Genomic DNA, 22,223 nt, shown 5'->3' on the forward strand with positions numbered 1-22,223 from the left:
GGCTTCAGCCGATCACCAGCTTGCCGTTGAGAAACACGTCACGACGCTCCTTGCGGCCCACTTTCTCGTGTTTGGCGAGCTGGTACACCGCGTTGAAACGGGCGCGGTCCAGCGGCCCTTGCGTGGCAATAAACGCCTCCACCAGCGCGTCGTAGTGCCGTTCGATGATGAACTTGTGAATCTCGCGGTAATAGAAGAAGCCCATCTGAAAACCGAGGGTTTCGCTGAAGTATTCCGAACGGTGGGAGAAACCGTTTTCCAGGTCGATGGCGTGCGCCGTGGCGCCGTCCGGGCTGATCATCACGTTGCCTACCCAAAAATCCATATGCGAAATGTTTTTCTCGATCAGGCTGCCGAGCAGTGCAAAGGCGGTGGCGATGAACTGATTCACCGCTTCCGGGTTTTGCTTGAGCCATAGGTGGCCGTCGACCAGATCGTTCAGCAACCCGGTAAGCAGGAACAGTTCACGGGTAATGCCGAGCCCGGATTTGGTATGACCGAAGCCCACCAGCGGTGGTACCTGCGCGCCACGGCGATTGGCTTCGGCGGTGTTGATCAGCTCTTCGATGGCCCAGTCATAGCGGCCATCGCGATGGGCTTTGCGCCAGGTGACACGCAGCTTGGATTTGATGTCAGTGAGCGGCTGAATCTTGGCAAACAACGCTTTGCTGCCCGCGCAGAAAGGGCGGCTGTAGCGTTTGTGGTTGGCATTCTTTCGGCCATGCACCAGTTGCTGCAGGGCTTGCAGCGCGGAAGCATCAGGCGCTTCGCGCAGGAACAACGTGGTGTTCTGGAATTGCACGGGGAAGGGGTAGTCGCGATGAAGCTGTTGAATAAACATTGCGCCAGCCTCCGTGCTGGTGACGAGTGAAAGGGCGCCATTATGAGGCCATCACTCTAGCTTTCTGCAATGTTTTGTAACGCGGGTGACACAACATCCTGATATGGGTCAGGCCGGTGTGGTGCTCGGCCCCATCTTTTCATTAATCAGAACGGCGCTAGGCATTCAAAGCGCAAACGCTCGCCGGTTTTGGGATGCGTGAAGGCCAACATTGCCGCATGCAGACACAAGCGCGGATAGGCGGCCAGCGCCTGTGGGTGGGCGTACAAGCCGTCGCCCAGCAGCGGATGGCCGATGGACAACATGTGCACGCGCAATTGGTGCGAACGGCCGGTGATGGGCGTTAGCTCAACCCGCGCCCAGTTGCCGCAGCGCTCCAGCACGCGCCAGAAGGTCAGGGCGTTGCGGCCGTGTTCGCGGTCGACCACGTGGCGGGGTTTGGTGGGCGGGTCGTAGCGCAGTGGCAGGTCGATGCTGCCGCTGTCCAGTTCCGGCTGGCCCCAGCACAGGGCGATGTAGGCTTTCTCGGTTTCGCGGTCGTGGAACTGGCGCGACAGCTCGCGGTGAGTGTCGGCATCGCGAGCCAGCAGAATCAGGCCCGAGGTTTCCCAGTCCAGGCGGTGCACGATGCGCGCTTCGGGATAACCGTTTTCCTGCAAGCGGGTGATCAGGCAATCCTTGTTGTCGTCCGCGCGCCCAGGCACCGACAGCAGCAGGGTGGGCTTGTTGACCAGCAGGATTTGTTCGTCCTGGTAGACGATTTCAACGTTCGACAGCGGCATGCAGAGGCCCTACAAAACACATTCGCAAAAACGACAACGGCGGCCGAAGCCGCCGTTATCTGAACCCTTCGAATCAACGATCCGGCAGGGTGATGTTGAGCTCGAGAATCGAACAGCTGCCTTGGTTTTCCAGGGCGACCTGAACTTGGTCCGAGTCGATGTTCACGTACTTGCGGATCACTTCAACCAGCTCTTGCTGCAAGGCCGGCAGGTAATCCGGTTTGCTGCGCTGGCCGCGCTCGTGGGCGACGATGATCTGCAGACGCTCTTTCGCAATCGAGGCGGTGGTCTCTTTTTTACGCTCGCGAAAGAAGTCGAAAATGTTCATTCGCGACCTCCGAACAGGCGTTGCATGAAGCCCTGCTTTTTAACGTCGAGGAAACGGTGCGCGACTTCTTTGCCCAGCAGGCGGTCGACGGCATCGCTGTAAGCTTGGCCGGCGTCGCTCTGGTCATCGAGAATAACCGGCACGCCCTGGTTCGACGCCTTGAGCACAGCTTGCGACTCGGGAATAACGCCGAGCAGGCGAATGGCGAGGATTTCTTCAACGTCTTCAACGCCGAGCATTTCGCCTTTCTGTACGCGCTCAGGGTTGTAGCGGGTCAGCAGCAGGTGTTCCTTGATCGGATCTTCGCCCAGTTCAGCGCGGCGCGACTTGCTGGCCAGCAGGCCGAGCATGCGGTCGGAGTCACGTACCGAGGACACTTCCGGGTTGGTTACGACGATGGCTTCATCTGCGAAGTACATCGCCAGGTGCGCGCCTTTTTCGATACCGGCTGGCGAGTCGCAAACCACGTATTCGAAGGTCTGGCGCAGCTCGTTGATGATTTTTTCCACGCCTTCTTTGGTCAGCGCGTCTTTGTCGCGGGTTTGGCTGGCGGCCAAAACGTAGAGGTTTTCCAGGCGTTTGTCTTTGATCAGTGCTTGAGTCAGGGTGGCTTCGCCGTTAACGACGTTAACGAAGTCGTACACAACGCGGCGTTCACAGCCCATGATCAGATCGAGGTTACGCAGACCGACGTCGAAGTCGACGATGACAGTCTTGTGCCCACGCAGGGCGAGGCCGGTACCGATGGCGGCGCTGGTGGTGGTTTTACCGACGCCACCTTTGCCGGATGTGACTACGAGGATCTTGGCCAAGGTGATTCACCCCAAATATGAAGAAATGCGGGAATCTGGCGCCAACGAAAAGGTGGCTTCCAGATGCCCGTTTTGTGTCCTGAAAAGTGGCCGCAGTATCCGTTAAAGCCGGGTGATGTTCAACACGTCACCGGACAGGCTGACCTGAACTGCATCGCCCCACAGCGGGTCGCGGCGCAGGTCTTCAGCGACCTTGTATTGCCCCGCAATCGAGAGCATTTCGGCGCCCAGTTGTTGGCAAAAAATTCGCGCTTTGGTGTCGCCTTTTACCCCGGCCAGAGCCCGGCCGCGCATGGGCGCGTAAACATGGATGTTGCCGTCAGCGAGAAGTTCCGCACCGGCACTGACCGGCGCCAGCACGATCAAATCCCCGCCCTGGGCGTACACCTGCATGCCGCCACGTACTGGCGAATTGATAACTTTGGTCGGTTTAACCACAGGCTCTGGCGGCTTTTCCGCCTTCTTTTTCGCCGTGATCTCTACCGGTTCCACGAGCTTTTCCCGCGCGCCGGAAGGCGGCAGCACCGGAATGTCGAGGGCCAGGGCGGCGGCGATGTCTTCTTCACGGTTGGCGCGGATGGCCAGGGTGCGCAAACCATGGCGACGACACAGCGCCATTAGCTCGCCAAGGTCGAGGATGCCTTCGGCGGCGGGCAGTTTGTCGAGTGCCAGCACCAGCGGAATGTTGCTGAAGAAGTTCGGCGCCTGGGCAACCTTTTCGGCCAGTTGCTGTTCCAGGCGCTCAAGATCATTGTGCGCAAGCTCAAGCACGGTGATGGCGAGCATGCTGCCTTTGAGCTGGAATACGGGGTCTTGGTTGAGCAGATCGGCTTGGCTCATGGGATGCCTGATGCGCCTTTGTAGAAATATGCGGATTGCAGAGGGGCCGCCTGTAAGCGGTGCGGGCCAGACGCCCGGAATGTTCCGGTCTTATAACCAGAACGTGGACGAGCCGCAAGCTGCGCCTGATCTTTAGACTGAGCGCCGGTTATTTTCTGGGGCAGGTACCCATGCATCGTCCACCGTTTCGTCGCGTGTTTCTCTCTCCCCGCCATTGGCCGCTCTGGTTCGGCCTGGGTGTGTTGTGGCTGCTGGTGCAGTTGCCCTATGCCGTTTTGCTGCGGCTTGGACGTGGCCTGGGTTGGCTTATATATGTTGCCGCACATGCTCGGCGCAAAATTGCCGCGCGCAATTTACAGGTGTGCTTTCCCCTTATGTCTGTTGATGAGCGCCGGGCGCTGCTGCGGGAAAACTTCGCCTTTGCGGGCATTGCCCTGTTTGAAACGGCCATGAGCTGGTGGTGGCCGCATCGACGGCTGATGAGGCTCGGCCATGTCGAAGGCCTGGAGCATTTGGATCGAGCTCAACGTGAAGGGCACGGGGTGATCTTGATGGCAGCGCACTTCACCACTCTGGAAATTGGCGCCGTCTTGCTGCGTCTGCACCGTTTGGTTGATGGCATGTACCGGGAACACAAGAACGAAGTGTTTGACTATGTGCAGCGTCGTGGTCGTGAACGCTTCGGCGCCCAGGCGGAAATGATCGAGCGCGATGACGTGCGCGCCATGCTCAAGGCGCTGCGTGCCGGGCGCATTGTCTGGTATGCCCCCGATCAGGATTACGGCATCAAACAAAGCATTTTCGTGCCGTTGTTCGGCACTCCTGCGGCTACCGTTACCGCCACCAGCAAATTCGCTCGAGTCGGTCGTGCTCAGGTCATCCCCATGACCCAAAAGCGCTTGCCGGGCACAGGCGGCTATCAGTTAGTGATTCATGCGCCGTTGCCCCACTTCCCAGGGCAGAGCCAGGAGACCGATTGCCTGCAAATTAATCAGTGGCTGGAACGCGCTATTCTCGCTTGCCCCGAGCAGTACTTATGGGCGCATCGGCGTTTTAAAACCCGGCCACCGGGCGCGCCTGGAATCTACGACGACCTTTGAGAGTTGCTCGATCCTCACGGTTATCCATGACCGAGACTTTTCCGATTCCAGTGTGGGATTAATCTGTAGAATTCGCGTCTTGTTTGTTATGCGGATTCACCGATGGATCGTCCACAGTTTCGCCGCCACTTTCTTCATCCCCGCTATTGGCTGCTCTGGCTTGGCCTGGGTTTGCTCTGGTTGCTGGTGCAGCTGCCTTATTCGGTGCTACTGGGGCTGGGGCGAGCGCTGGGATGGATCATGTATGCGAGCGCCCGCTCACGGCGCGAGATTGCCGCGCGCAACCTTGAGTTGTGCTTCCCGCAGATGTCGGCCAGCGAACGCAAAAAGCTGCTGAAAGAAAACTTCGCCTCCACCGGTATCGCCTTTTTTGAAATGGCCATGAGCTGGTGGTGGCCGACCAAGCGTCTGGCGCGCTTGGCCCATATCGAAGGGCTGGAGTATTTGCAGGAAGCGCAGCTGCAAGGGCAGGGCGTGATTCTGATGGCAGTGCACTTCACCACGTTGGAAATTGGCGCCGCCTTGTTGGGCCAGCGCCACACCATCGACGGCATGTACCGCGAACACAATAATGCGGTGTTTGACTTTGTTCAGCGCCGTGGCCGCGAGCGCCATAACCAGGATGCCCAAGCCATTGAACGCGAAGACGTGCGCGCCATGCTCAAAGTGCTGCGCGCCGGCCGGGCGATCTGGTATGCGCCGGATCAGGATTACGGCCTGAAGCAAAGTGTGTTCGTGCCGCTGTTTGGCATTACTGCCGCCACGGTCACCGCCACCAGCAAATTCGCCCGCCTGGGCCGCGCGCAGGTCATGCCGTTTACGCAGAAACGTCTGCCCAACGGCGGGGGCTATAAATTGGTGATTCATCCGCCACTGCGCAATTTCCCTGGCGAGTCCGAGGAAGAAGACTGCCTGCGGGTGAATCAGTGGGTGGAGCGCGCCATTCTCAGTTGCCCGGAACAATACTTGTGGGCGCACCGTCGATTTAAAACGCGGCCACCGGGGCAGGCGAAGCTTTACGGCAAACGCTGAATCGCACGAGCTGCTCACACAATCGCGACGCACTTCTATACTCGCGAAAACCCCCGCAGAGAGGCTTCGATGAATCTGGCGCACGATCCAAGCAAACCGGTGACTGGCCTGATTCTCTCGGGCGGCGGGGCACGCGCGGCGTATCAAGTGGGCGTGCTCGCGGCGATTGCCGATTTGCTGCCCGACACCACGCAAAATCCCTTTCCCGTTATCGTCGGCACCTCGGCCGGCGCCATCAATGCCGTGGGCCTGGCGTGCGGCGCGTTGCAATTTAATGAGGCGATCAAGCGCCTGACCCACGTGTGGCAAAACTTCCACACCCATCAGGTGTACCGCAGTGATTTTCCCGGCGTGGTGCGTCAAGCCAGCCGTTTCTTTGGCCATAGCTTGCTGGGGCTGGGAAAGCGTGCGCCGGTGGCGTTGCTCGACAGCTCGCCATTGGGCGGCTTGCTGGCGGAAAACCTCGACTTCACCGGAATCGCCGCCGCCGTGCGCATGCGCAAACTGCGCGCGGTGGCGGTGACGGCGTTTGGCTACGACTCCGGCCAGGCGGTGACGTTTTACCAAGGCCGCGCGGCAATCGACCCGTGGTTCCGCCATCGCCGCGTTGGCGTGCCCACCCGTTTGCAGCTCGAACACCTGCTGGCCAGCGCAGCCATTCCGCTGATTTTCCCGCCGGTGAAAATCAACCGAGAATACTTCGGCGACGGCGCCATGCGATCCTCCGCGCCCATCAGCCCGGCGCTGCACCTGGGCGCCAACCGCGTGTTGGTGGTGGGCGTGAGTGGCAACGCCAATCCGCACAATGTGCCGGTGCGCAGCAAAGTGGCGGGGCCGCCGAGCCTGGCCCAAGTCAGCGGCCATCTGCTTAACAGCACCTTTATCGACAGCCTGGAAAGCGACATCGAGTTGCTCGAACGCATGAACCAAATGTGCCGCCTGTTACCCGCCGACTTGCCAGCGAAAAGCTCGGCGATCAAGCCGGTGGACGTGCTGGTGATTGCCCCCAGCCAACCGCTGGACCACATCGCCGCGCGCCACTGGCACGAGCTGCCGCGCACGCTGCGCATGTTTTTGCGCGGGCCGGGAGCGAAGAAAGCCGGTGGGGCAGGGGTGTTGAGTTATTTGCTGTTCGAGTCGGGCTATTGCAACGAGCTGATCGAACTGGGGTACCAGGACGCCATGGCCAAGAAGGCCGAGTTGGTGCGTTTTCTGGGGTTGGAACCGCAGGTGGCGCAGTCGTTGGCGCCGGAGTTAAGTCGTTAATCCGGTAACCCGTTGGGCTCCGCCAGCGGCGAAGCCCAACCAAGCGTTTACTCGGCTACCTGCAACTTGCGCGCTTCGGTGTACACGTAACGCACTTTCTCGTATTCGAACGGCGAGTTGGTCTGGCCGTAGCGGAAGGTGGTCACGTAGCGGCGGTCGATGGAGCGCAGCAGGAACAATTCCGGGTGGTCCTGACTGATTTCGGCCACGTTGAGGAAGTTGATCTGGTTTTCCACCGTGAAGTCCGCCAGCAACCCGCCGGTATCGCGCAGGTTCGAGGGGCCCAGAATCGGCAGCATCACGTACGGTCCCGCAGGCACGCCATAAAAACCCAGCGTCTGGCCGAAGTCTTCCGACTGTTTAGGCAAGCCCATCATGGTCGCCGGGTCCCACAGGCCCACCACGCCAATGGTGGTGTTCAGCAGGAGGCGGCCGGTGGTTTCCAGTGAGCGCTGACCTTTGAACTGCAACAGGCTGTTCACCAGGTTGGGGATGTCACCAATGTTGCTGAAGAAGTTGCTCACGCCACTGCGCACGAATTGTGGCGTCACGTAGCGATAGCCCTCCACAACCGGCAGGAAAACCCACTCATCGAAGCGGTAGTTGAAGTGGTAAATGCGCCGGTTCACCGATTCCAGCGGGTCGTACACGTTCAAGGCGTCGAGGGTCGAGCGCTCGAATTCGTGTTGGTCCAGGCCCGGGTTAAATTTCAGCGCTTTGAGCGGCTCGGTGAAGCCATCCGCGTCGGCAGCTGGCGCGGTCGTCGGTGTTTGCGGGTCGGCAGCATGCGCCGCGCCAGTGGCCAGCAACAGAGCCAGCAGCAAGGAAGTCTTGGTCATTTCAGCAGCTCCAGCATGGCGGCGGTGTTTACGCGGTAGTTGAGGTTGCCGCAGTGCCCGCCGTGCGGGTAAACGGTCAAACGGTCGCCCATCGTTCTGCGTAAAAAGCCCAGGTCGCCAGGGCCGAGAATCACGTCATCCTTGTTGTGCATCACCAGCACCTTGTCACTGGTTTTCAGGTAATCCTCCAGCGCATACAAGCTCACCTGATCGATCAACTGCAGCAAGCTGCCGCCGTCGGTGCGTGCCCGCCACATGGGAATCAACTGCTCGCGGATGTAGCAATCAAAGTCGCATTGCAGGGCTTTGCGGAAATACGGGGTCAGGCTGGTGCCTTCGCTGATCGGCGTTTCCGGCGGCGTGATCAGGCCACGGCGGTTGATCAGGTCGGAGGTAAAAGCGATATCGGCCGAGGAGAAGCGGAACGAGGTGCCGATCAGCATCGCCAGTTGCTCGTCCGAAAGGTGCTCCTTGGACTGTTGCAAGTCGTAGAGCATCGCATCGTTGATGTCGATGTAACCCTTCTGCTGGAAGTAGCGGGTCAGCTTGCTCAGCACCGTGTCATAAAAGGTGCTGCTGTTGGACACGCCTTTCACCTCGGTTTGCACCAGGCGATCGAGGTTGGTAATCGAGGTGTAGAGGTTCACCGGCGGGTTGAGCATCAACACTTTCTTGAAGTTGAAGCTGCGCCGGGTTTCATCCAGCTTGCTGACAAACGCCGCGTTTAGCGCGCCGAGGCTGTAGCCGGTGAGGTAGAAGTCGGTGACTTCCACTTCCGGGTGCTGGGCGCGCACCGCTTGCATCACGTTGTACAAGTCTTCGGCGTCTTCGGTGCTCACGCCGGGCGTGGCGTGGCGCGAAGCAGCGGTCATGAAGTCGTAGCTGGTGGGCGAGGATAGCTGCACCACGTGGTAGCCCGCGCCATAAAACACCCGCTTCAGGCCTTCAGCCAACGAGCTGGAATAGTGCCCACCGGTGCCGGCAATGATGAAAATCAGCGGTGCCGGGCCTTTTTGTTTGGCCATGCGGTAGCGCAGGGTTTTCACCGGCCAGAAGTTATCCGGCACTTCCAGTTCACGCTCGGGGCGCAGTTTGAGGTTGTAGTCGGCCTGATCGATATCCAGGTCATCCGGCACTTGCGCGCGCAACTCCGGAGGCGTCGTGGCGATGGTCGCCTCGAACGGGTTGGTCAGGGGGAACCCATAGCTGGCCTCGTCGATGTCGGCAGCCGACAACAATGGACTGAGGCATAAACCTGCCATAAGCGCAGCAAAACGTGAGAGGCGCGGCATCGCAAATCCCTTTAGAAGATAAAGTGCGGAGTGAATCTGGCGATATGACAGCAGACACGCTGGTATAGCACAGACATATTTACTCGGCTTGTTTTGCCAGCTCAGCCAGTGCCGCGCCGCTGAGTCGGTAGGTGGTCCAGTCGTCCTGCGGGCGGGCGCCGAGGCGGCGATAAAAGCCCAGCGCCGGCTCGTTCCAGTCGAGCACAGCCCACTCCAAGCGACCACAACCGCGCTCTACGGCCAACTGCGCCAAACGTGCCAACAAGGCCTTGCCCAGCCCGGAACTGCGCGCCGCTTCGCGAACGTACAGATCTTCCAGATAAATGCCGGGCTTGCCTAGAAAGGTCGAGAAGCTGGAGAAGAACAGGGCAAACCCCTGGGGTTCGCCATCCAACTCGCCGATTAGTACTTCAGCGAACGGGCGCGGGCCGAACAGGTTGGCCGTGAGGTCTTCAGGGGTGGCGACGGCTTGGTCGCTAAGCTTTTCATACACCGCCAACTCGTGAATCAGGCTGAGGATCAGGCCGACGTCATCGGGCGTGGCGTTGCGCAATTGAATACGGGACATAGAGGCTCCTGGAATGGCGAACTGAGCGGAGCTTGCCGGCTCCCTGCGCGCGCGGCAACAGCATGATATGAAAACCGTGGCCAAGGCTTGATCTTTGGTGCTCTGGCGCTTGCATACGGCGTTCGTGCGTTTATCCTGAGCGCCGATTTATTTACCGGAGAAACCCATGTCCCGTCGTTTGCCCCTGATCGCCTTGCTGATCGTTCTGGCCCTGTGGCTGGCCGCCGCCTACGGGCTGCGTTTCGCCCTGATGGAAGACAGCCAGTGGGTCGGCATTTGCGTTGACCAGGCGCAGCGCTGGGAATGCCAGGTGCGTGACGGCCTGGGTTTGTTGATTCATTTCCGCATCATCGCCTGGGCCGGCTTGGGCGGCGCCCTGCTGGCGTTCGTGGTGCCGGGCCGTGCCGGCTGGTGGTTGGCGGTCGCTGCGCTGGTGTTCGCCTTGCCGGCGCTGGTGCTCTATAGCGCCAGCCTGGCGGTGTTTGCCGTGGTGATTGCCGCGTTGCGGTTGGTGCGCGCGCCGCGTCTGGCTTGAAAACCATCGCGGCTAAAGCCGCTCCTACAGGGGGGTGTGATTCTGTAGGAGCGGCTTTAGCCGCGATGCTGTTGATCAATAAAAACGGGGCTCATCGTGAGCCCCGTTTTTTATTGCCTGCGTTGGGCCTAGCTGGCCCGAACCCGCAAGCTGCGCCACAGCGCGGCGACCATCAGCACGCTCACCGCGGCCCAGCCCAGCGCCTGCCAGTTGCCCAGGGTTTCCTGGTACAGCTGCGGCAGAATGCCGGCGCCCACGATCAGGGTTAGCAGGGCGATTTCACGGCGTGGCCCGGCCACGGGGCGGCATACGTACACCAGCGCCGGCAGCAGCAACACCATGCTCGGGAAGCAGCGGTAGCGCGGGTCGAATACCAAACCGAGCATCAGTACCGCCGCCGCGAACCCACTGGCCGCAAACCACCAGCCACCGCGCGCTTGCAGCCATTGATAGGCGCCGGCACGCCAGCCGTCCTTGCTCGACAACGCCAACGCGCCATGGGCCAGCACGATCAGGTTCAAACCCACCAGAAACACTGCCCATGCCCATTCGCCGATGTAGCGGCTATTAACCCGCGCCATCTCGCCCCACAGCGCAATGCTGCAGGCGCCTACAGCGGCGAGCAGCGGCAGCAGCAAGGCCGAACGGGTGGAGTTGGGGCGCCCGGCCAGCAGCAGGGTCGCGAAGAAAATCACACCGCTGACGCTCAGCCACAATGTCCAGTTGGCAAAGTTCGAGACCGGGCCGGCCAGCACGTTTTTGTCTTGGCGGTCGGCGTCGTACAGGCCCCAGTAGCCGCCCATGGCGCCTTCGCTAACGCGTTTCCACGGTTGGTCGAAGGCTTCGATCAGGTTGTAGTTCCAGCCGTTCTTTTCGGCCATGGCCACGAAGCCACGGATGAACTTGGCTTCGTTGACGCGGCTCGGCACAGCGGTTTCGCGCTGACGGCCTTCGCTCGGCCAGCCGGTTTCGCCGATGAAAATATCTTTGGGCGCGAACTTGCTGCCGAACACCTGGCGAATTTCGGCCACGTGAGCCAAGGCTTCGTCGATGCCGGTGGGGTCATCTTCCCAATAAGGCAGCAAGTGAATGGTCAGGAAGTCCACCGCTGGCGCCACTTCCGGGTGCTTGAGCCAGAACTCCCACACGTCCGCGTAGGTGACCGGCTGCTTGATTTGCGCCTTCACGTCGCCAATCAGTTTGGCCAGTTGCGCGCCCGTTACTTCTTTGCGCAGCAAGGTTTCGTTGCCGACGATCACCGACTCCACCACATCCGGGTTCTCGTTGGCCGACTTGATCAGCGCATCGACTTCCTTCTTGGTGTCCACCGGATTGCCGTTCACCCAGGCGCCCAACATCAGCTTCAAGCCGTGTTTGCGGGCGAGGTCTGGAATCGCTTCAAGGCCAGTCATGGAGTAGGTGCGAATGCAGTGGAAGCGCGTCGCCAGCAGAGCCAGGTCGGCATCCATGCGCTCGGGACGCAGGGCGAAAGGTTGGTCGAAGGGCGACTGATCCTTATCGAACGGCGTGTACGAGGCGCACTGCAATTTGTGCGTCGGCGTCGCTGCGTCAGGCAGTACCAACGGTTGACCCAAACCAAACCACAGCCCGCCGATGGCGAACAGGGCAAGCAGGCAAGCGAACACATAGGGCAGGGCGGGGAAGCGAGAGGATGCGGGCATAGTTAGGCGCGTCTTGGGGCAAAGCCGCGCAGTTTACCTGCATTCGTTCTGTTTAGCGTAGAGCGGCCAGCGCCGTGTGTGAGCGGGTATGAATGGGCGTGGCGCAGCGGTACTTGAATGCGCGTTCAATCATAAATTTCAAGGGCTTGGGGCAGGCGTTGACGGTGCTGGATATCGACCTTGTCGTTCCTGAATCAACGATGTCGTTTCTTCGCCGTGTTGATGTCGTTCTTGGAGCAGGTGAGCGCTGCGGTTGGGTCGATTATCAGGGCGTCGGCACACGACTGACTCAGGGCGTGGGCCAGCAGAATTTTGCGAGAGGCCCGTCCACAAGAACAACCACACAGACACAACCACCTGCCACTCGGCAGCCGCCGAGCCACACTTTTCGGGGAACAGACTTATGAGCAAAATGCGTCGGTTATTGGGTTTGGGTGCCGGTTTGGCACTGGCACTGAGCACCGGTTTGGCAGGTGCCGCCGATAAACCCACATTGAAAATCGGCTACGTCGATGGCTGGTCCGACAGCGTCGCCACCACCCACGTGGCGGCGGAAATCATCAAACAGAAACTCGGCTACGACGTGCAGCTGATGCCTGTCGCCACCGGCATCATGTGGCAGGGCGTGGCCAAAGGTCAGCTCGACGCCATGCTCTCGGCCTGGCTGCCGGTCACCCACGGCGCCTACTACGAAAAACTCAAAGACCAGGTGGTCGACCTCGGCCCGAACTTCAACGACGCGAAAATCGGCCTGATCGTGCCTGAGTACGTCACCGCCAAAACCGTAGGCGATCTGCAAGCGCAGAAAGACGCCTTTGGCGGGCGCATCGTCGGCATCGACGCCGGCTCAGGCGTGATGCTCAAAACCGACCAGGCCATCAAAGACTACGGCCTGGAGTACAAACTGCTCGCCAGCTCCGGCAGCGCCATGACCGCCGAACTGGCCCGCGCCATTCGCTCGGAAAAACCCATTGCGGTCACCGGCTGGATTCCGCACTGGATGTTCGCCAAGTGGAAACTGCGCTTCCTCGAAGACCCGAAAAACGTTTACGGCGCAGCTGAACACGTCGACAGCGTGGCCAACCCTGGCCTGGAAGCCAAGGCACCGACCGTGGTGGCCTTCCTGAAGAAATTCAACTGGACCCCCGATGAAATCGGCAGCGTGATGCTGGCCGTGGAAGAGGGCGCCAAACCGGCTGAAGCCGCGAAGAAGTGGGTGGCTGAGCACCCGGACCGTGTGGATGGCTGGTTGAAGTAAAGGTTTATCGCGCTCGAAGCAAAGCCGCTCATTGAGCGGCTTTGTTGTTTTGGGAGCCCATATAAGAGCATCGCGGCTTAAGCCGCGATGCTTTTAAATGTTTCGAATAAGACTAAGGTCGTCTGTCTTCCGGCCCTGAGCGAACTATTGTTAGCTCACCAGCAACCCGTGCTGCGGAGGATAAAAATAAAATGAACGACAGCATCTACGAGCGGATTGAGCAAAGTCCGCGATTCAGAGAATTGGTAGCCAAGCGCGAGCGATTCGCCTGGATACTTTCCGCCATCATGCTTGGCCTGTACGTGGCCTTCATTCTGATCATTGCCTTCGACCCCAGCCTGTTCGGTACGCCGATCAGCGAAGGGTCGCCCACCACCTGGGGTATTCCAGCCGGTATCGGTTTGATTCTCTCGGCCTTCGTGCTGACCGGTATCTACGTGTACCGCGCCAACGGCGAGTTCGATGACATGAACCAGGCGATTCTGGACGAGGTGAAAAATGATCGCGCGTAACCTTGCGGCGTGCGCCTTGCTCGCCTTCGCACCCGCCCTCTGGGCCGCCGATGCCATCACTGGCGCGGTACAACGGCAACCGATCAACGTAGCGGCCATCGTTATGTTCGTGGCGTTCGTGGGTGCCACGTTGTTCATCACGTATTGGGCCTCCAAGCGCAATAACTCCACCGCTGACCATTACGCGGCGGGCGGCAAAATCACCGGCTTCCAGAACGGCTTGGCGATTGCCGGCGACTACATGTCGGCGGCCTCGTTCCTGGGTATATCCGCGCTGGTGTACACCTCCGGCTACGACGGTCTGATCTACTCCATCGGCTTCTTGGTGGGCTGGCCGATCATTCTGTTCCTGATCGCTGAGCGTCTGCGCAACCTGGGCAAATACACCTTTGCCGACGTGGCCTCTTACCGCCTCAAACAGAAAGAAATCCGCACCCTGTCGGCCAGTGGTTCGCTGGTCGTGGTGGCGTTCTACCTGATCGCGCAGATGGTTGGTGCCGGCAAGCTGATTCAGCTGCTGTTCGGGTTGGATTACCACGTGGCGGTGATTCTGGTCGGCATTTTGATGGTGCTGTACGTGCTGTTCGGCGGCATGTTGGCCACCACTTGGGTGCAAATCATCAAAGCCGTGCTGCTGCTCTCGGGCGCTTCGTTCATGGCGTTGATGGTGATGAAAACCGTCAACTTCGACTTCGGCACGCTGTTTTCCGAAGCCGTGAAAGTGCACGCCAAAGGCCAGGCAATCATGAGCCCCGGCGCGCTGGTGAGTGACCCGATTTCGGCGATCTCCCTCGGCTTGGCACTGATGTTCGGTACCGCCGGTTTGCCGCACATCCTCATGCGCTTCTTCACCGTGAGCGATGCCAAGGAAGCCCGTAAAAGCGTGTTCTACGCCACCGGCTTTATCGGCTATTTCTACATCCTGACCTTCATCATCGGCTTCGGCGCCATCTTGCTGGTGAGCACCAATCCGGCGTTCAAAGATGCAGCCGGCGCGTTGCTGGGCGGTAACAACATGGCGGCGGTGCACTTGGCCAATGCCGTGGGCGGCAGCTTGTTCCTGGGCTTCATCTCGGCCGTAGCGTTCGCCACTATTCTGGCGGTGGTCGCGGGCTTGACCCTGGCCGGCGCCTCGGCGGTGTCGCATGACATTTATGCCAGCGTGATCAAAGGCGGCAAAGCCAACGAGAAAGATGAACTGCGCGTCTCGAAGATCACCACCATCGCCCTCGGCGTTCTCGCTATCGGCCTGGGCATTCTCTTCGAGAAACAGAACATCGCCTTTATGGTGGGCCTGGCCTTCTCCATTGCCGCGAGCTGCAACTTCCCGGTGCTGTTCCTTTCCATGTACTGGAAAAACCTCACCACCCGTGGCGCGATGGTCGGTGGCTGGCTGGGACTATTGACGGCCGTAGGCTTGATGATTCTCGGCCCAACCATTTGGGTGCAGGTGCTGGGTAACGCCAAGGCCATTTTCCCGTACGAATACCCGGCGTTGTTCTCGATGTTCGTGGCGTTCGTGGGTATCTGGTTCTTCTCGATCACCGACAAATCCACCTCGGCCGGTGAAGAGCGTGCTCGCTTCCTGCCGCAATTCGTTCGCTCGCAAACCGGCCTGGGCGCCAGTGGTGCAGCGGCGCATTGATCGACATAGCTTCTGAGTGATTTTGGGCAGCCTTCGGGCTGCCTTTTTTTTAAGCGCATGGCGGTTATAGCTGCTCCTGCCCACCCTGTAGGAGCGGCTTTAGCCGCGATGCTTTTAAATTTTCACGCGCAAATCGCGATCGAGCGAGCTAGAGACGGGCAAGGCAAAAACGGGTTTTCAAGCGCAGTTGGCTGTAGCCAATGAGCATTGAAAGCCCGTTTTTAACGCCGCCCAGCCGACGCGCAGCCGATCGCCAGGCGAAAAAAAAACCCCGCACTAGGCGGGGCTTTTTTATGCCGGCTAGGAACTAGATCCTGCCAAGCAGCGCCAAAATGATCACGATGATCAAAATGGTGCCCAGAATGCCCGACGGGCCATAGCCCCAGCTTCTGGAGTGCGGGTACAGCGGCAGGCCGCCGACGAGGAGAAGAATAAGTACCACGATCAAAATTGTGCTGAGGCCCATGGGTGTATTCCTTGTTCTAGACCGTTGAGTGCAACTTCCTTCAGAGGCCGTGCAACCGTTGCGCTTGCCTCGTCTACTTAGTACGACTAAGCGAGCTTTCTAATAATTCAGGTTATTTCTGCGCGATGCAGGAGGAGGGAAGATGGCGTTTCGCCTGGCCGCTGATGCCGTGGTGCTGGTGCACCTGTTGTTCATTCTGTTTGTGCTGTTCGGCGGGCTGCTGGTGTTGCGCTGGCGCTGGCTGATGGCGCTGCATTTACCGGCCGTCACGTGGGGCGCCGCCGTGGAGTTTCTGCATTTGTATTGCCCGCTCACGCCGCTGGAAAACCACTTGCGCCAAGCCGCTGGGCAGCAAGGCTATGACGGCGGTTTTATCGAGCATTATCTGATCCCGCTTATCTACCCACGCGGCCTCACTGCCGAGATGCAGTTGGGCTTCGGCGCCGTGGTGCTGGTGCTCAATATCGCGGTTTACGCGTACGTGATTCGCGGCGCCGTGCAGGCAAAAAAGGCCCAGGCATGAGCACGGTTTGCTTCGCTCATTCAGCAGCCTAATGGTGCGTGGGCCGGGGGATTGCGTTCGCTACACTGGCATCACTCCTCTCCCATGACACCTATAAGAAAAGGCAGCCTTACTATGCAAAATCGCATGATGATCACCGGCGCTGGTTCTGGCTTGGGCCGCGAAATCGCGTTGCGTTGGGCGCGCGAAGGCTGGCAATTGGCGCTGTCCGATGTCAGCGAGCCGGGCCTGGCAGAAACCCTCAAGCTGGTGCGCGAAGCCGGCGGCGATGGCTTTACCCTGCGTTGCGACGTGCGCGATTACAGCCAGCTCACCGCCTTGGCGCAGGCCTGCGAAACCAAGTTTGGTGGCGTCGATATCATCGTTAACAACGCGGGCGTCGCCTCGGGCGGTTTCTTCAGCGACCTGTCGCTGGAAGATTGGGACTGGCAGATTTCCATCAACCTGATGGGCGTGGTCAAAGGCTGCAAAGCGTTCCTGCCGCTGCTGGAGCGTAGCAAGGGCCGCATCATCAACATCGCCTCCATGGCCGCGTTGATGCAGGGCCCGGCAATGAGCAACTACAACGTGGCCAAGGCCGGCGTGGTGGCATTGTCGGAAAGCTTGCTGGCCGAACTCAAGCAGCAGGAAATCGGCGTGCACGTGGTGTGCCCATCGTTCTTCCAAACCAACCTGATGGACTCCTTCCGTGGCCCAACGCCGACCATGAAAGCCCAAGTCGGCAAACTGCTGGAAAGCAGCCCCATCAGCGCGGCAGACATTGCCGACTACATCTTCACCTCGGTAGCCAACAACGACTTCATGATTCTGCCGCACGAACAAGGCCGCATGGCCTGGGCGCTGAAGCAGAAGAACCCGGAGCTGCTGTACAACGAAATGGCCGTGATGGCCGAGAAGATGCGCGCCAAGGGCAAGTAAGTCCTGCGCTGTTAACTTGTCTGGTCGGTCAATTTTTTTGCCGGCCAGGCTTGTTCGTCACCGCCCTTGAATAGTAGGGTTGCTGGCCCGGCCTGCCTGGTCGTCGCCACGTTGATTATTCTTGTGAAACCCATCTCTCGGGGCCTGCTCTTCGTCGCCCTGGTGCTGGCCGCTATTAATTTGCGCCCCGGCATCACCTCTCTTGCGCCGCTGATCGAGCGGATCGCCAATGAACTGTCGTTGAGTCGCGGCCTTATCGCCCTGACCACCGCGCTGCCTGTGTTGTGCATGGGGCTGCTCGCGCCGTTTGCACCGCGTCTGGCCGTGCGTTTTGGCCTGGAGCGCACCATTACCGGTTGCATGGCGTTGATTGGCGGCGCCTTGCTGCTGCGCCTGGCCAGTCATCACAGCGTTGTGTTGATCGGCAGTGCGGTGTTTGTCGGTACCGGCATCGCCGTGGCGGGGCCGCTGCTTTCCGGTTTTATCAAGCGCCACTTTGTGGGCAAGGTCGGCCGCGTGGTGGCCTGGTATTCCTTGAGCATGACCATCGGCGGTGCCGGCGGCGCGGTGTTGACCGGGCCGATGACCGGCCTGCTCGACGAACGTTGGCATTGGGGATTGGCGATCTGGGCGGTTCCGGCGCTGGTTGCCGTGCTGCTCTGGCTGTGGGTGCCAAACAAACAGGAAGATCCGGCCGAGGTTGGCAGCGGCGGGGGCCTGCCGTGGCGTGAACCGCGGGCCTGGGTAATTACCGGATTTTTCGCCATTCAGGCCGGGCTGTTTTACACGCTGACCACCTGGCTGACGGCGCGTTATCACGAAGTCGGCTACGACGCCTCGCAGAGCAACACCTTGTTCAGCTCGTTCATGATGATCGGCCTGCCCAGCGCCTTCGTGCTGCCATGGCTGGCCCAGCGTTACGACAATCGCGCGCAGCTGCTGCTGGTCTGTGCCATCACCTCAAGCCTGTGCCTGGGCATGATTTCCTTTATGCCGCAGCTGCTGCCGCAGGTTGTTGCGCTGCTGTTGGGCTTTGCCTTGAGCGGCTCGTTTGCGTTGTCGTTGGTGCTGCCGATGTACGAAGTGAACACGCCGCTGGCCGTCAGCCGGTGGACCGCCATGATGCTCTGCGCCGGCTACAGCATCAGCAGTTTCACGCCGATTCTGACTGGCCTGGTGCGCGATCTGACCGGCAGTTATCAAGTGCCGTTTATCGTGCTGACCGGGCTGGCAACCAGCATGATCGTTCTGGCATTGCTGCTTCGTCCGCGTGCTGCAGCGCTCGCTGCCCAGTAACAATTTGCCGCACCGGCCCGCACCCCGCGCGGGCTGTGGGGTTTATGACCGTGGCGTGACGGTTTTTCTCTGCTAGCGTTACCAGCCAGCAGTTTGAGGATTTTCACACTGCGGTTATCTGGCATAATCGCGCCCCCTTTCGACCTGAACAGAAAACCACATGTTCGATCTTTTCAGCGGGCTGGAACCCTGGGTACTCATCAGCCTGATCCTGGCCCTGGCATTCGTCCTGTTCTTCGAGTTCATCAACGGCTTCCATGACACCGCCAACGCGGTGGCAACCGTTATCTACACCAAAGCCATGCCGCCCCATCTGGCGGTGATGCTCTCCGGTGTTTTCAACTTCCTCGGTGTGTTGCTCGGCGGCGTTGGCGTGGCCTATGCCATTGTTCACTTGCTGCCGGTCGAACTGCTGATCAACGTAAACACCGGCCACGGTCTGGCCATGGTGTTCTCGTTGCTGGCGGCGGCCATCACCTGGAACCTCGGCACCTGGTACTTCGGTATTCCAGCGTCCAGCTCGCACACCTTGATCGGCTCGATTCTCGGCGTGGGCCTGGCCAATGCGCTGATCAGCGATATTCCGCTGGCCGACGGCGTGAACTGGCAGAAAGCGATTGATATCGGCATGTCGCTGATCGCCTCGCCCATCGCCGGCTTTGCGGTCGCGGCGCTGGTATTGCTCGGCCTGAAATGGTGGCGCCCGCTGTCGAAGATGCACAAAACCCCGGAACAGCGCCGCAAGATTGACGACAAGAAACACCCGCCATTCTGGAATCGTCTGGTGCTGGTGTTGTCGGCCATGGGCGTGAGTTTTGTACACGGCTCCAACGACGGTCAGAAAGGCATCGGCCTGATCATGCTGGTGCTCATCGGTATTGTGCCGGCGCAGTTCGTGCTCGACCTCAACAGCACTACCTACCAGATCGAACGCACCCGTGACGCCACCATTCACCTGAGCCAGTTCTACGACCGCAATCGCGAAAGCCTCGGTGAATTCCTGGCGCTGGGCAAAGGCGACACCGCCGAGATGCCGGAGCTGTTTCGCTGCAACCCGCAGCAAACCGAAGCCACCATCGCCGGTCTGTTGAAAGACCTCAAAGGCGTGAGCGACTACCACAGCCTGGAAGCCGATACCCGCATTCAAGTGCGCCGCTATCTGCTGTGCCTGGACGACACCGCGAAGAAAGTCGGCAAGCTCGACGCCCTGGACTCGCGTGAAAAATCCGACCTCGACAAGCTGCGTAAAGACCTCACCGCCACCACCGAATACTCGCCGTTCTGGGTCATTCTGGCCGTGGCCCTGGCGCTGGGTATCGGCACCATGGTCGGTTGGAAACGCGTGGTGTTGACCATCGGCGAGAAGATTGGCAAGCAAGGCATGACCTACGCCCAGGGCATGTCGGCGCAGATTACCGCCGCGTGCGCCATCGGCTTGGCCAACGTGTTCAGCCTGCCGGTGTCGACCACTCATGTACTGTCGTCCGGTGTTGCCGGCACCATGGTCGCGAACAAAAGCGGCCTGCAGGGCGGCACGGTGCGCAATATCTTGTTGGCCTGGTTGTTGACCTTGCCTATTTCGATGGGGCTTGCAGCCAGCCTGTTCTGGCTAGCTACACGGTTCGTCGATTAATAAAAAGCCCCGCAGATGCGGGGCTTTTTATTAATCGACATTCGGCTTCCGGGCCGTCGGCCCTGCTGCGTTGAAAGCCAACTTTAAATGCTAAAGCCCGACATTGAGTCGGGCTTTCTTATGGGTTCACGGAAGATTTTGTAGGAGCGGCTTCAGCCGCGATGCTCTTAAGCACACCACCGCGGCTAATCGAAATGCGGCCCACCCGTTCCTACCGAGAGCGGGGCGGCTTACAGCTCAACCACATGCCCTTCCTTCGGCGACACCTTGCCGTGGTACAGCTGGGCAATCAGCGCTTGCGCAGCCGGGAAGCCCTGGCTGACCACCACGTCCAGCAGCGGCGTAACCTGATCGTAAAAACGCACCAGCCCTTCACCGATATGCTCCGAGACCTTTTCTGGTCCCCAGTCGGCATTGCGTTTGCGCAGCTGAATCGGCGCGAAGAACAGTTGCGGCTGCGGCCCGGTAATGGCGGTGAGTTGGGCCGGGTCGGTGTTCTGCGCTGAGCCTGCGCAGCAGCTGTAAACCAGGTGCTCGCCGAAGTGCTGGTGCACGCGATCACGCAGCGCCAGGTCGCTGGAGAAATCGACATACAGCGTCGGTTGGTCGTTGGCCAATTGCTCCAGGTCTTCATACGCCACGCTCTGCTCGTAGCAGCCAAGGCCTGCGACGAATTCGGTGTTGCGGTGTGAGGTCAGGGCCACACGCTGTACGCCCGCGTCGTTCAGGCATACGGCCGTGGCGAACGCGGTTTTGCTTGAGGCGCTGGAGAACACCAGGCGGGTAGCGCCGAAGAATCCGTTGTCTTCGAGGAAGTCGGCGAGCATCGACGACGTCAAAAACAGCGGCTTGAGCAGAATCTGCAGGTTCTCGGTGCGGGGGTTGTAGAACGTGTCCCAGCTGCAGCGGGTGTATTGGTTGTACGCCGAGGTCAGCACGCGGCGGTGTTCGGCGCCGTCGTAAAAGCCACGGTCAGTTACGCGCTCGGGCTTCATGCGCAGGTGGCTGGCGATGGGGAAGTAGCCATAGACACGCTCGCCAACCGCCACGCCTTCAACCGTCGACGACACCACGTCGGCAAATCCCCACACCGGCACATGACCCAACGCCGCGTCACCGGTGGGGAAGAAGTCCCAATAATTCATCGACTCGCCAAACGCGGCGTAGGTGATGTTGTTGGTGGTCAGCGACAGCCGATCGAGCTTGACCACCACCTCGCCAGGCCCCGCGCTGAGGTCCTCTTCGTGGGTGCGGATGTGGCTCTGGTCCAGTGCATTTTTTTCGGTAAGAAGGCGTGTTACGGTGCGGCGATCTGACATGACGGCTCCTGTTTTTGTGGGGGCAAGGCGTGTCGTCACAGAGTACGAGCTAACCATGAAACGCGGGTTCGGAAACGCCAGCACACCGCCAGCCAGCCCGTTAAAGCCGCGCAGCAAGCCGCTTAAACGCCCGAGCCAGGCCCGCGCGATTTTCACCGTCGCGGCCATCTTCGAGGCCTTTGTTCGGATTTGGCTGCGCGGTGGCTGGAGCGCCTTGACCACCCGCGCCGTGGCTCTGGAGGCGGGCGTGGCCATCGGCACCCTCTACGACTATTTCCCCAGCAAGGAAGCGCTGCTGTCGGGCTATGTGCGCTATGGCATCGAATGCATGCTGCAACGCGTGGACGCCGAAGTGGTGCAGCCCACCGCGCTCACCTGGCAACAGCGCATCGAGCAATTGCTGGAGGTGTGCTGCAACCCACCGGAGCCCGAGCGCTCGATGTTCAGCTACGAGCTGATCGCCCTGGAATACAAAATCGCCGAGCGCAAACACCAGCAGCGCGCCTATGAAGAACTGGCTGGTAAATGGCGTGAAGTGTTCGCCGCCTGCCACGACCTGCCTCGCCAGCCAAGCGGCGAAACAGTGGATGCGTGGCTGACGGCGGTGTGGGGAGGGCGCCGTTATTGCCTCACTGCGCAGCTCAGTGCAGCGCAGCAACAGGCGTGGCTGGCGGAGATGAAAACCTTGCTGGTGCAGCGGGTGGCCGCGTTAGAGGCAGCCAGTTAGGCCGCGCCG

The 22,223-nt window shown here is 60.1% G+C and carries 23 protein-coding genes; 12 read left to right on the forward strand and 11 right to left on the reverse strand.

Annotation, left to right across the window (positions count from 1 at the left end):
* Window positions 1-4: 4 nt before the first annotated feature.
* The 5 genes from ACZZ0Q_RS06385 to minC all read right to left on the reverse strand — a co-directional run bounded on the left by ACZZ0Q_RS06385 (window position 5) and on the right by minC (window position 3,603).
* Window positions 5-841: a hypothetical protein gene (locus ACZZ0Q_RS06385; RefSeq protein ID WP_463539697.1), complete on the reverse strand. Its 837-nt coding sequence runs from the start codon at window positions 839-841 to the stop codon at window positions 5-7.
* Window positions 842-987: 146 nt separating this feature from the next.
* A complete protein-coding gene (locus ACZZ0Q_RS06390) occupies window positions 988-1,623 on the reverse strand; it encodes an RluA family pseudouridine synthase (RefSeq protein WP_463539696.1) in 636 nt (211 codons plus the stop codon).
* 73 nt (window positions 1,624-1,696) lie between these two features.
* Window positions 1,697-1,951, reverse strand: a complete 255-nt coding sequence (gene minE, locus ACZZ0Q_RS06395; protein ID WP_108095523.1) for a cell division topological specificity factor MinE — start codon at window positions 1,949-1,951, stop codon at window positions 1,697-1,699.
* Window positions 1,948-2,763: a septum site-determining protein MinD gene (gene minD / locus ACZZ0Q_RS06400; RefSeq protein ID WP_122452834.1), complete on the reverse strand. Its 816-nt coding sequence runs from the start codon at window positions 2,761-2,763 to the stop codon at window positions 1,948-1,950. The genes minE and minD overlap by 4 nt, the downstream gene beginning before the upstream one ends.
* Before the next feature lie 102 nt (window positions 2,764-2,865).
* Window positions 2,866-3,603: a septum site-determining protein MinC gene (minC, locus tag ACZZ0Q_RS06405; protein WP_463539695.1), complete on the reverse strand. Its 738-nt coding sequence runs from the start codon at window positions 3,601-3,603 to the stop codon at window positions 2,866-2,868.
* Window positions 3,604-3,773: 170 nt separating this feature from the next.
* Here minC and ACZZ0Q_RS06410 point away from each other — a divergent pair, with 170 nt between their 5' ends.
* The 3 genes from ACZZ0Q_RS06410 to ACZZ0Q_RS06420 all read left to right on the forward strand — a co-directional run bounded on the left by ACZZ0Q_RS06410 (window position 3,774) and on the right by ACZZ0Q_RS06420 (window position 7,001).
* Window positions 3,774-4,703, forward strand: coding sequence for a lipid A biosynthesis lauroyl acyltransferase (locus ACZZ0Q_RS06410; RefSeq protein WP_463539694.1), 930 nt, complete (start codon window positions 3,774-3,776; stop codon window positions 4,701-4,703).
* A 102-nt stretch (window positions 4,704-4,805) separates the two neighbouring features.
* Window positions 4,806-5,735, forward strand: a complete 930-nt coding sequence (locus ACZZ0Q_RS06415) for a lipid A biosynthesis lauroyl acyltransferase (RefSeq protein WP_463539693.1) — start codon at window positions 4,806-4,808, stop codon at window positions 5,733-5,735.
* Window positions 5,736-5,804: 69 nt separating this feature from the next.
* Window positions 5,805-7,001: a patatin-like phospholipase family protein gene (locus tag ACZZ0Q_RS06420; RefSeq protein WP_463539692.1), complete on the forward strand. Its 1,197-nt coding sequence runs from the start codon at window positions 5,805-5,807 to the stop codon at window positions 6,999-7,001.
* A 47-nt stretch (window positions 7,002-7,048) separates the two neighbouring features.
* Here ACZZ0Q_RS06420 and ACZZ0Q_RS06425 read toward each other — a convergent pair whose 3' ends face one another.
* The 3 genes from ACZZ0Q_RS06425 to ACZZ0Q_RS06435 form a co-directional block, all read right to left on the reverse strand.
* A complete protein-coding gene (locus ACZZ0Q_RS06425; protein ID WP_463539691.1) occupies window positions 7,049-7,840 on the reverse strand; it encodes an MlaA family lipoprotein in 792 nt (263 codons plus the stop codon).
* Window positions 7,837-9,132: an alpha/beta fold hydrolase family protein gene (locus ACZZ0Q_RS06430; RefSeq protein ID WP_463539690.1), complete on the reverse strand. Its 1,296-nt coding sequence runs from the start codon at window positions 9,130-9,132 to the stop codon at window positions 7,837-7,839. Before ACZZ0Q_RS06430 ends, ACZZ0Q_RS06425 begins: the two co-directional genes overlap by 4 nt.
* 79 nt (window positions 9,133-9,211) lie before the next feature.
* Window positions 9,212-9,700, reverse strand: a complete 489-nt coding sequence (locus ACZZ0Q_RS06435) for a GNAT family N-acetyltransferase (RefSeq protein ID WP_122452840.1) — start codon at window positions 9,698-9,700, stop codon at window positions 9,212-9,214.
* 166 nt (window positions 9,701-9,866) lie between these two features.
* On the opposite strand from ACZZ0Q_RS06435, the gene ACZZ0Q_RS06440 reads away from it, so the two are divergent.
* On the forward strand, window positions 9,867-10,235 hold the full coding sequence (locus ACZZ0Q_RS06440; protein WP_463539689.1) for a hypothetical protein: 369 nt from the start codon (window positions 9,867-9,869) through the stop codon (window positions 10,233-10,235).
* A 128-nt stretch (window positions 10,236-10,363) separates the two neighbouring features.
* Here ACZZ0Q_RS06440 and ACZZ0Q_RS06445 read toward each other — a convergent pair whose 3' ends face one another.
* Window positions 10,364-11,917 carry a glycoside hydrolase family 17 protein gene (locus tag ACZZ0Q_RS06445; RefSeq protein WP_463539688.1) on the reverse strand — a complete coding sequence of 518 codons (1,554 nt, stop codon included), beginning with the start codon at window positions 11,915-11,917 and terminating at the stop codon, window positions 10,364-10,366.
* A gap of 403 nt (window positions 11,918-12,320) precedes the next feature.
* Between ACZZ0Q_RS06445 and ACZZ0Q_RS06450 the strand changes: the two genes are divergently transcribed.
* The 3 genes from ACZZ0Q_RS06450 to ACZZ0Q_RS06460 all read left to right on the forward strand — a co-directional run bounded on the left by ACZZ0Q_RS06450 (window position 12,321) and on the right by ACZZ0Q_RS06460 (window position 15,332).
* The gene (locus ACZZ0Q_RS06450; RefSeq protein WP_463383464.1) at window positions 12,321-13,175 is read left to right on the forward strand and encodes a glycine betaine ABC transporter substrate-binding protein; all 855 of its coding nucleotides are present in this window, start codon (window positions 12,321-12,323) and stop codon (window positions 13,173-13,175) included.
* A gap of 191 nt (window positions 13,176-13,366) precedes the next feature.
* Window positions 13,367-13,687 carry a DUF485 domain-containing protein gene (locus ACZZ0Q_RS06455; protein WP_463539687.1) on the forward strand — a complete coding sequence of 107 codons (321 nt, stop codon included), beginning with the start codon at window positions 13,367-13,369 and terminating at the stop codon, window positions 13,685-13,687.
* The gene (locus ACZZ0Q_RS06460) at window positions 13,674-15,332 is read left to right on the forward strand and encodes a cation acetate symporter (RefSeq protein ID WP_463539686.1); all 1,659 of its coding nucleotides are present in this window, start codon (window positions 13,674-13,676) and stop codon (window positions 15,330-15,332) included. The genes ACZZ0Q_RS06455 and ACZZ0Q_RS06460 overlap by 14 nt, the downstream gene beginning before the upstream one ends.
* 307 nt (window positions 15,333-15,639) lie before the next feature.
* Here the strand turns inward: ACZZ0Q_RS06460 and ACZZ0Q_RS06465 are convergent, their stop codons facing one another.
* Complete coding sequence (locus ACZZ0Q_RS06465; protein WP_108095509.1) at window positions 15,640-15,798, reverse strand: DUF3309 family protein; 159 nt, start codon at window positions 15,796-15,798, stop codon at window positions 15,640-15,642.
* A 142-nt stretch (window positions 15,799-15,940) separates the two neighbouring features.
* Between ACZZ0Q_RS06465 and ACZZ0Q_RS06470 the strand changes: the two genes are divergently transcribed.
* From ACZZ0Q_RS06470 to ACZZ0Q_RS06485, 4 genes are all read left to right on the forward strand, one after another.
* Window positions 15,941-16,321: a DUF2784 domain-containing protein gene (locus ACZZ0Q_RS06470; RefSeq protein WP_122493852.1), complete on the forward strand. Its 381-nt coding sequence runs from the start codon at window positions 15,941-15,943 to the stop codon at window positions 16,319-16,321.
* A gap of 114 nt (window positions 16,322-16,435) precedes the next feature.
* Window positions 16,436-17,239, forward strand: a complete 804-nt coding sequence (locus ACZZ0Q_RS06475) for an SDR family oxidoreductase (protein WP_463539685.1) — start codon at window positions 16,436-16,438, stop codon at window positions 17,237-17,239.
* A gap of 123 nt (window positions 17,240-17,362) precedes the next feature.
* Window positions 17,363-18,535, forward strand: a complete 1,173-nt coding sequence (locus ACZZ0Q_RS06480) for an MFS transporter (RefSeq protein ID WP_463539684.1) — start codon at window positions 17,363-17,365, stop codon at window positions 18,533-18,535.
* Window positions 18,536-18,695: 160 nt separating this feature from the next.
* The gene (locus ACZZ0Q_RS06485) at window positions 18,696-20,168 is read left to right on the forward strand and encodes an inorganic phosphate transporter (RefSeq protein ID WP_122493849.1); all 1,473 of its coding nucleotides are present in this window, start codon (window positions 18,696-18,698) and stop codon (window positions 20,166-20,168) included.
* A 230-nt stretch (window positions 20,169-20,398) separates the two neighbouring features.
* On the opposite strand, the gene ACZZ0Q_RS06490 is transcribed toward ACZZ0Q_RS06485, so the two are convergent.
* Window positions 20,399-21,487 carry a DUF2855 family protein gene (locus ACZZ0Q_RS06490; protein ID WP_463539683.1) on the reverse strand — a complete coding sequence of 363 codons (1,089 nt, stop codon included), beginning with the start codon at window positions 21,485-21,487 and terminating at the stop codon, window positions 20,399-20,401.
* Window positions 21,488-21,542: 55 nt separating this feature from the next.
* On the opposite strand from ACZZ0Q_RS06490, the gene ACZZ0Q_RS06495 reads away from it, so the two are divergent.
* Entirely contained in the window at window positions 21,543-22,214 is a 672-nt protein-coding gene (locus ACZZ0Q_RS06495) for a TetR/AcrR family transcriptional regulator (RefSeq protein WP_463539682.1), read from the forward strand.
* The last annotated feature ends 9 nt before the right edge of the window (window positions 22,215-22,223 follow it).

Source organism: Pseudomonas sp. AC070 (assembly GCF_979258635.1).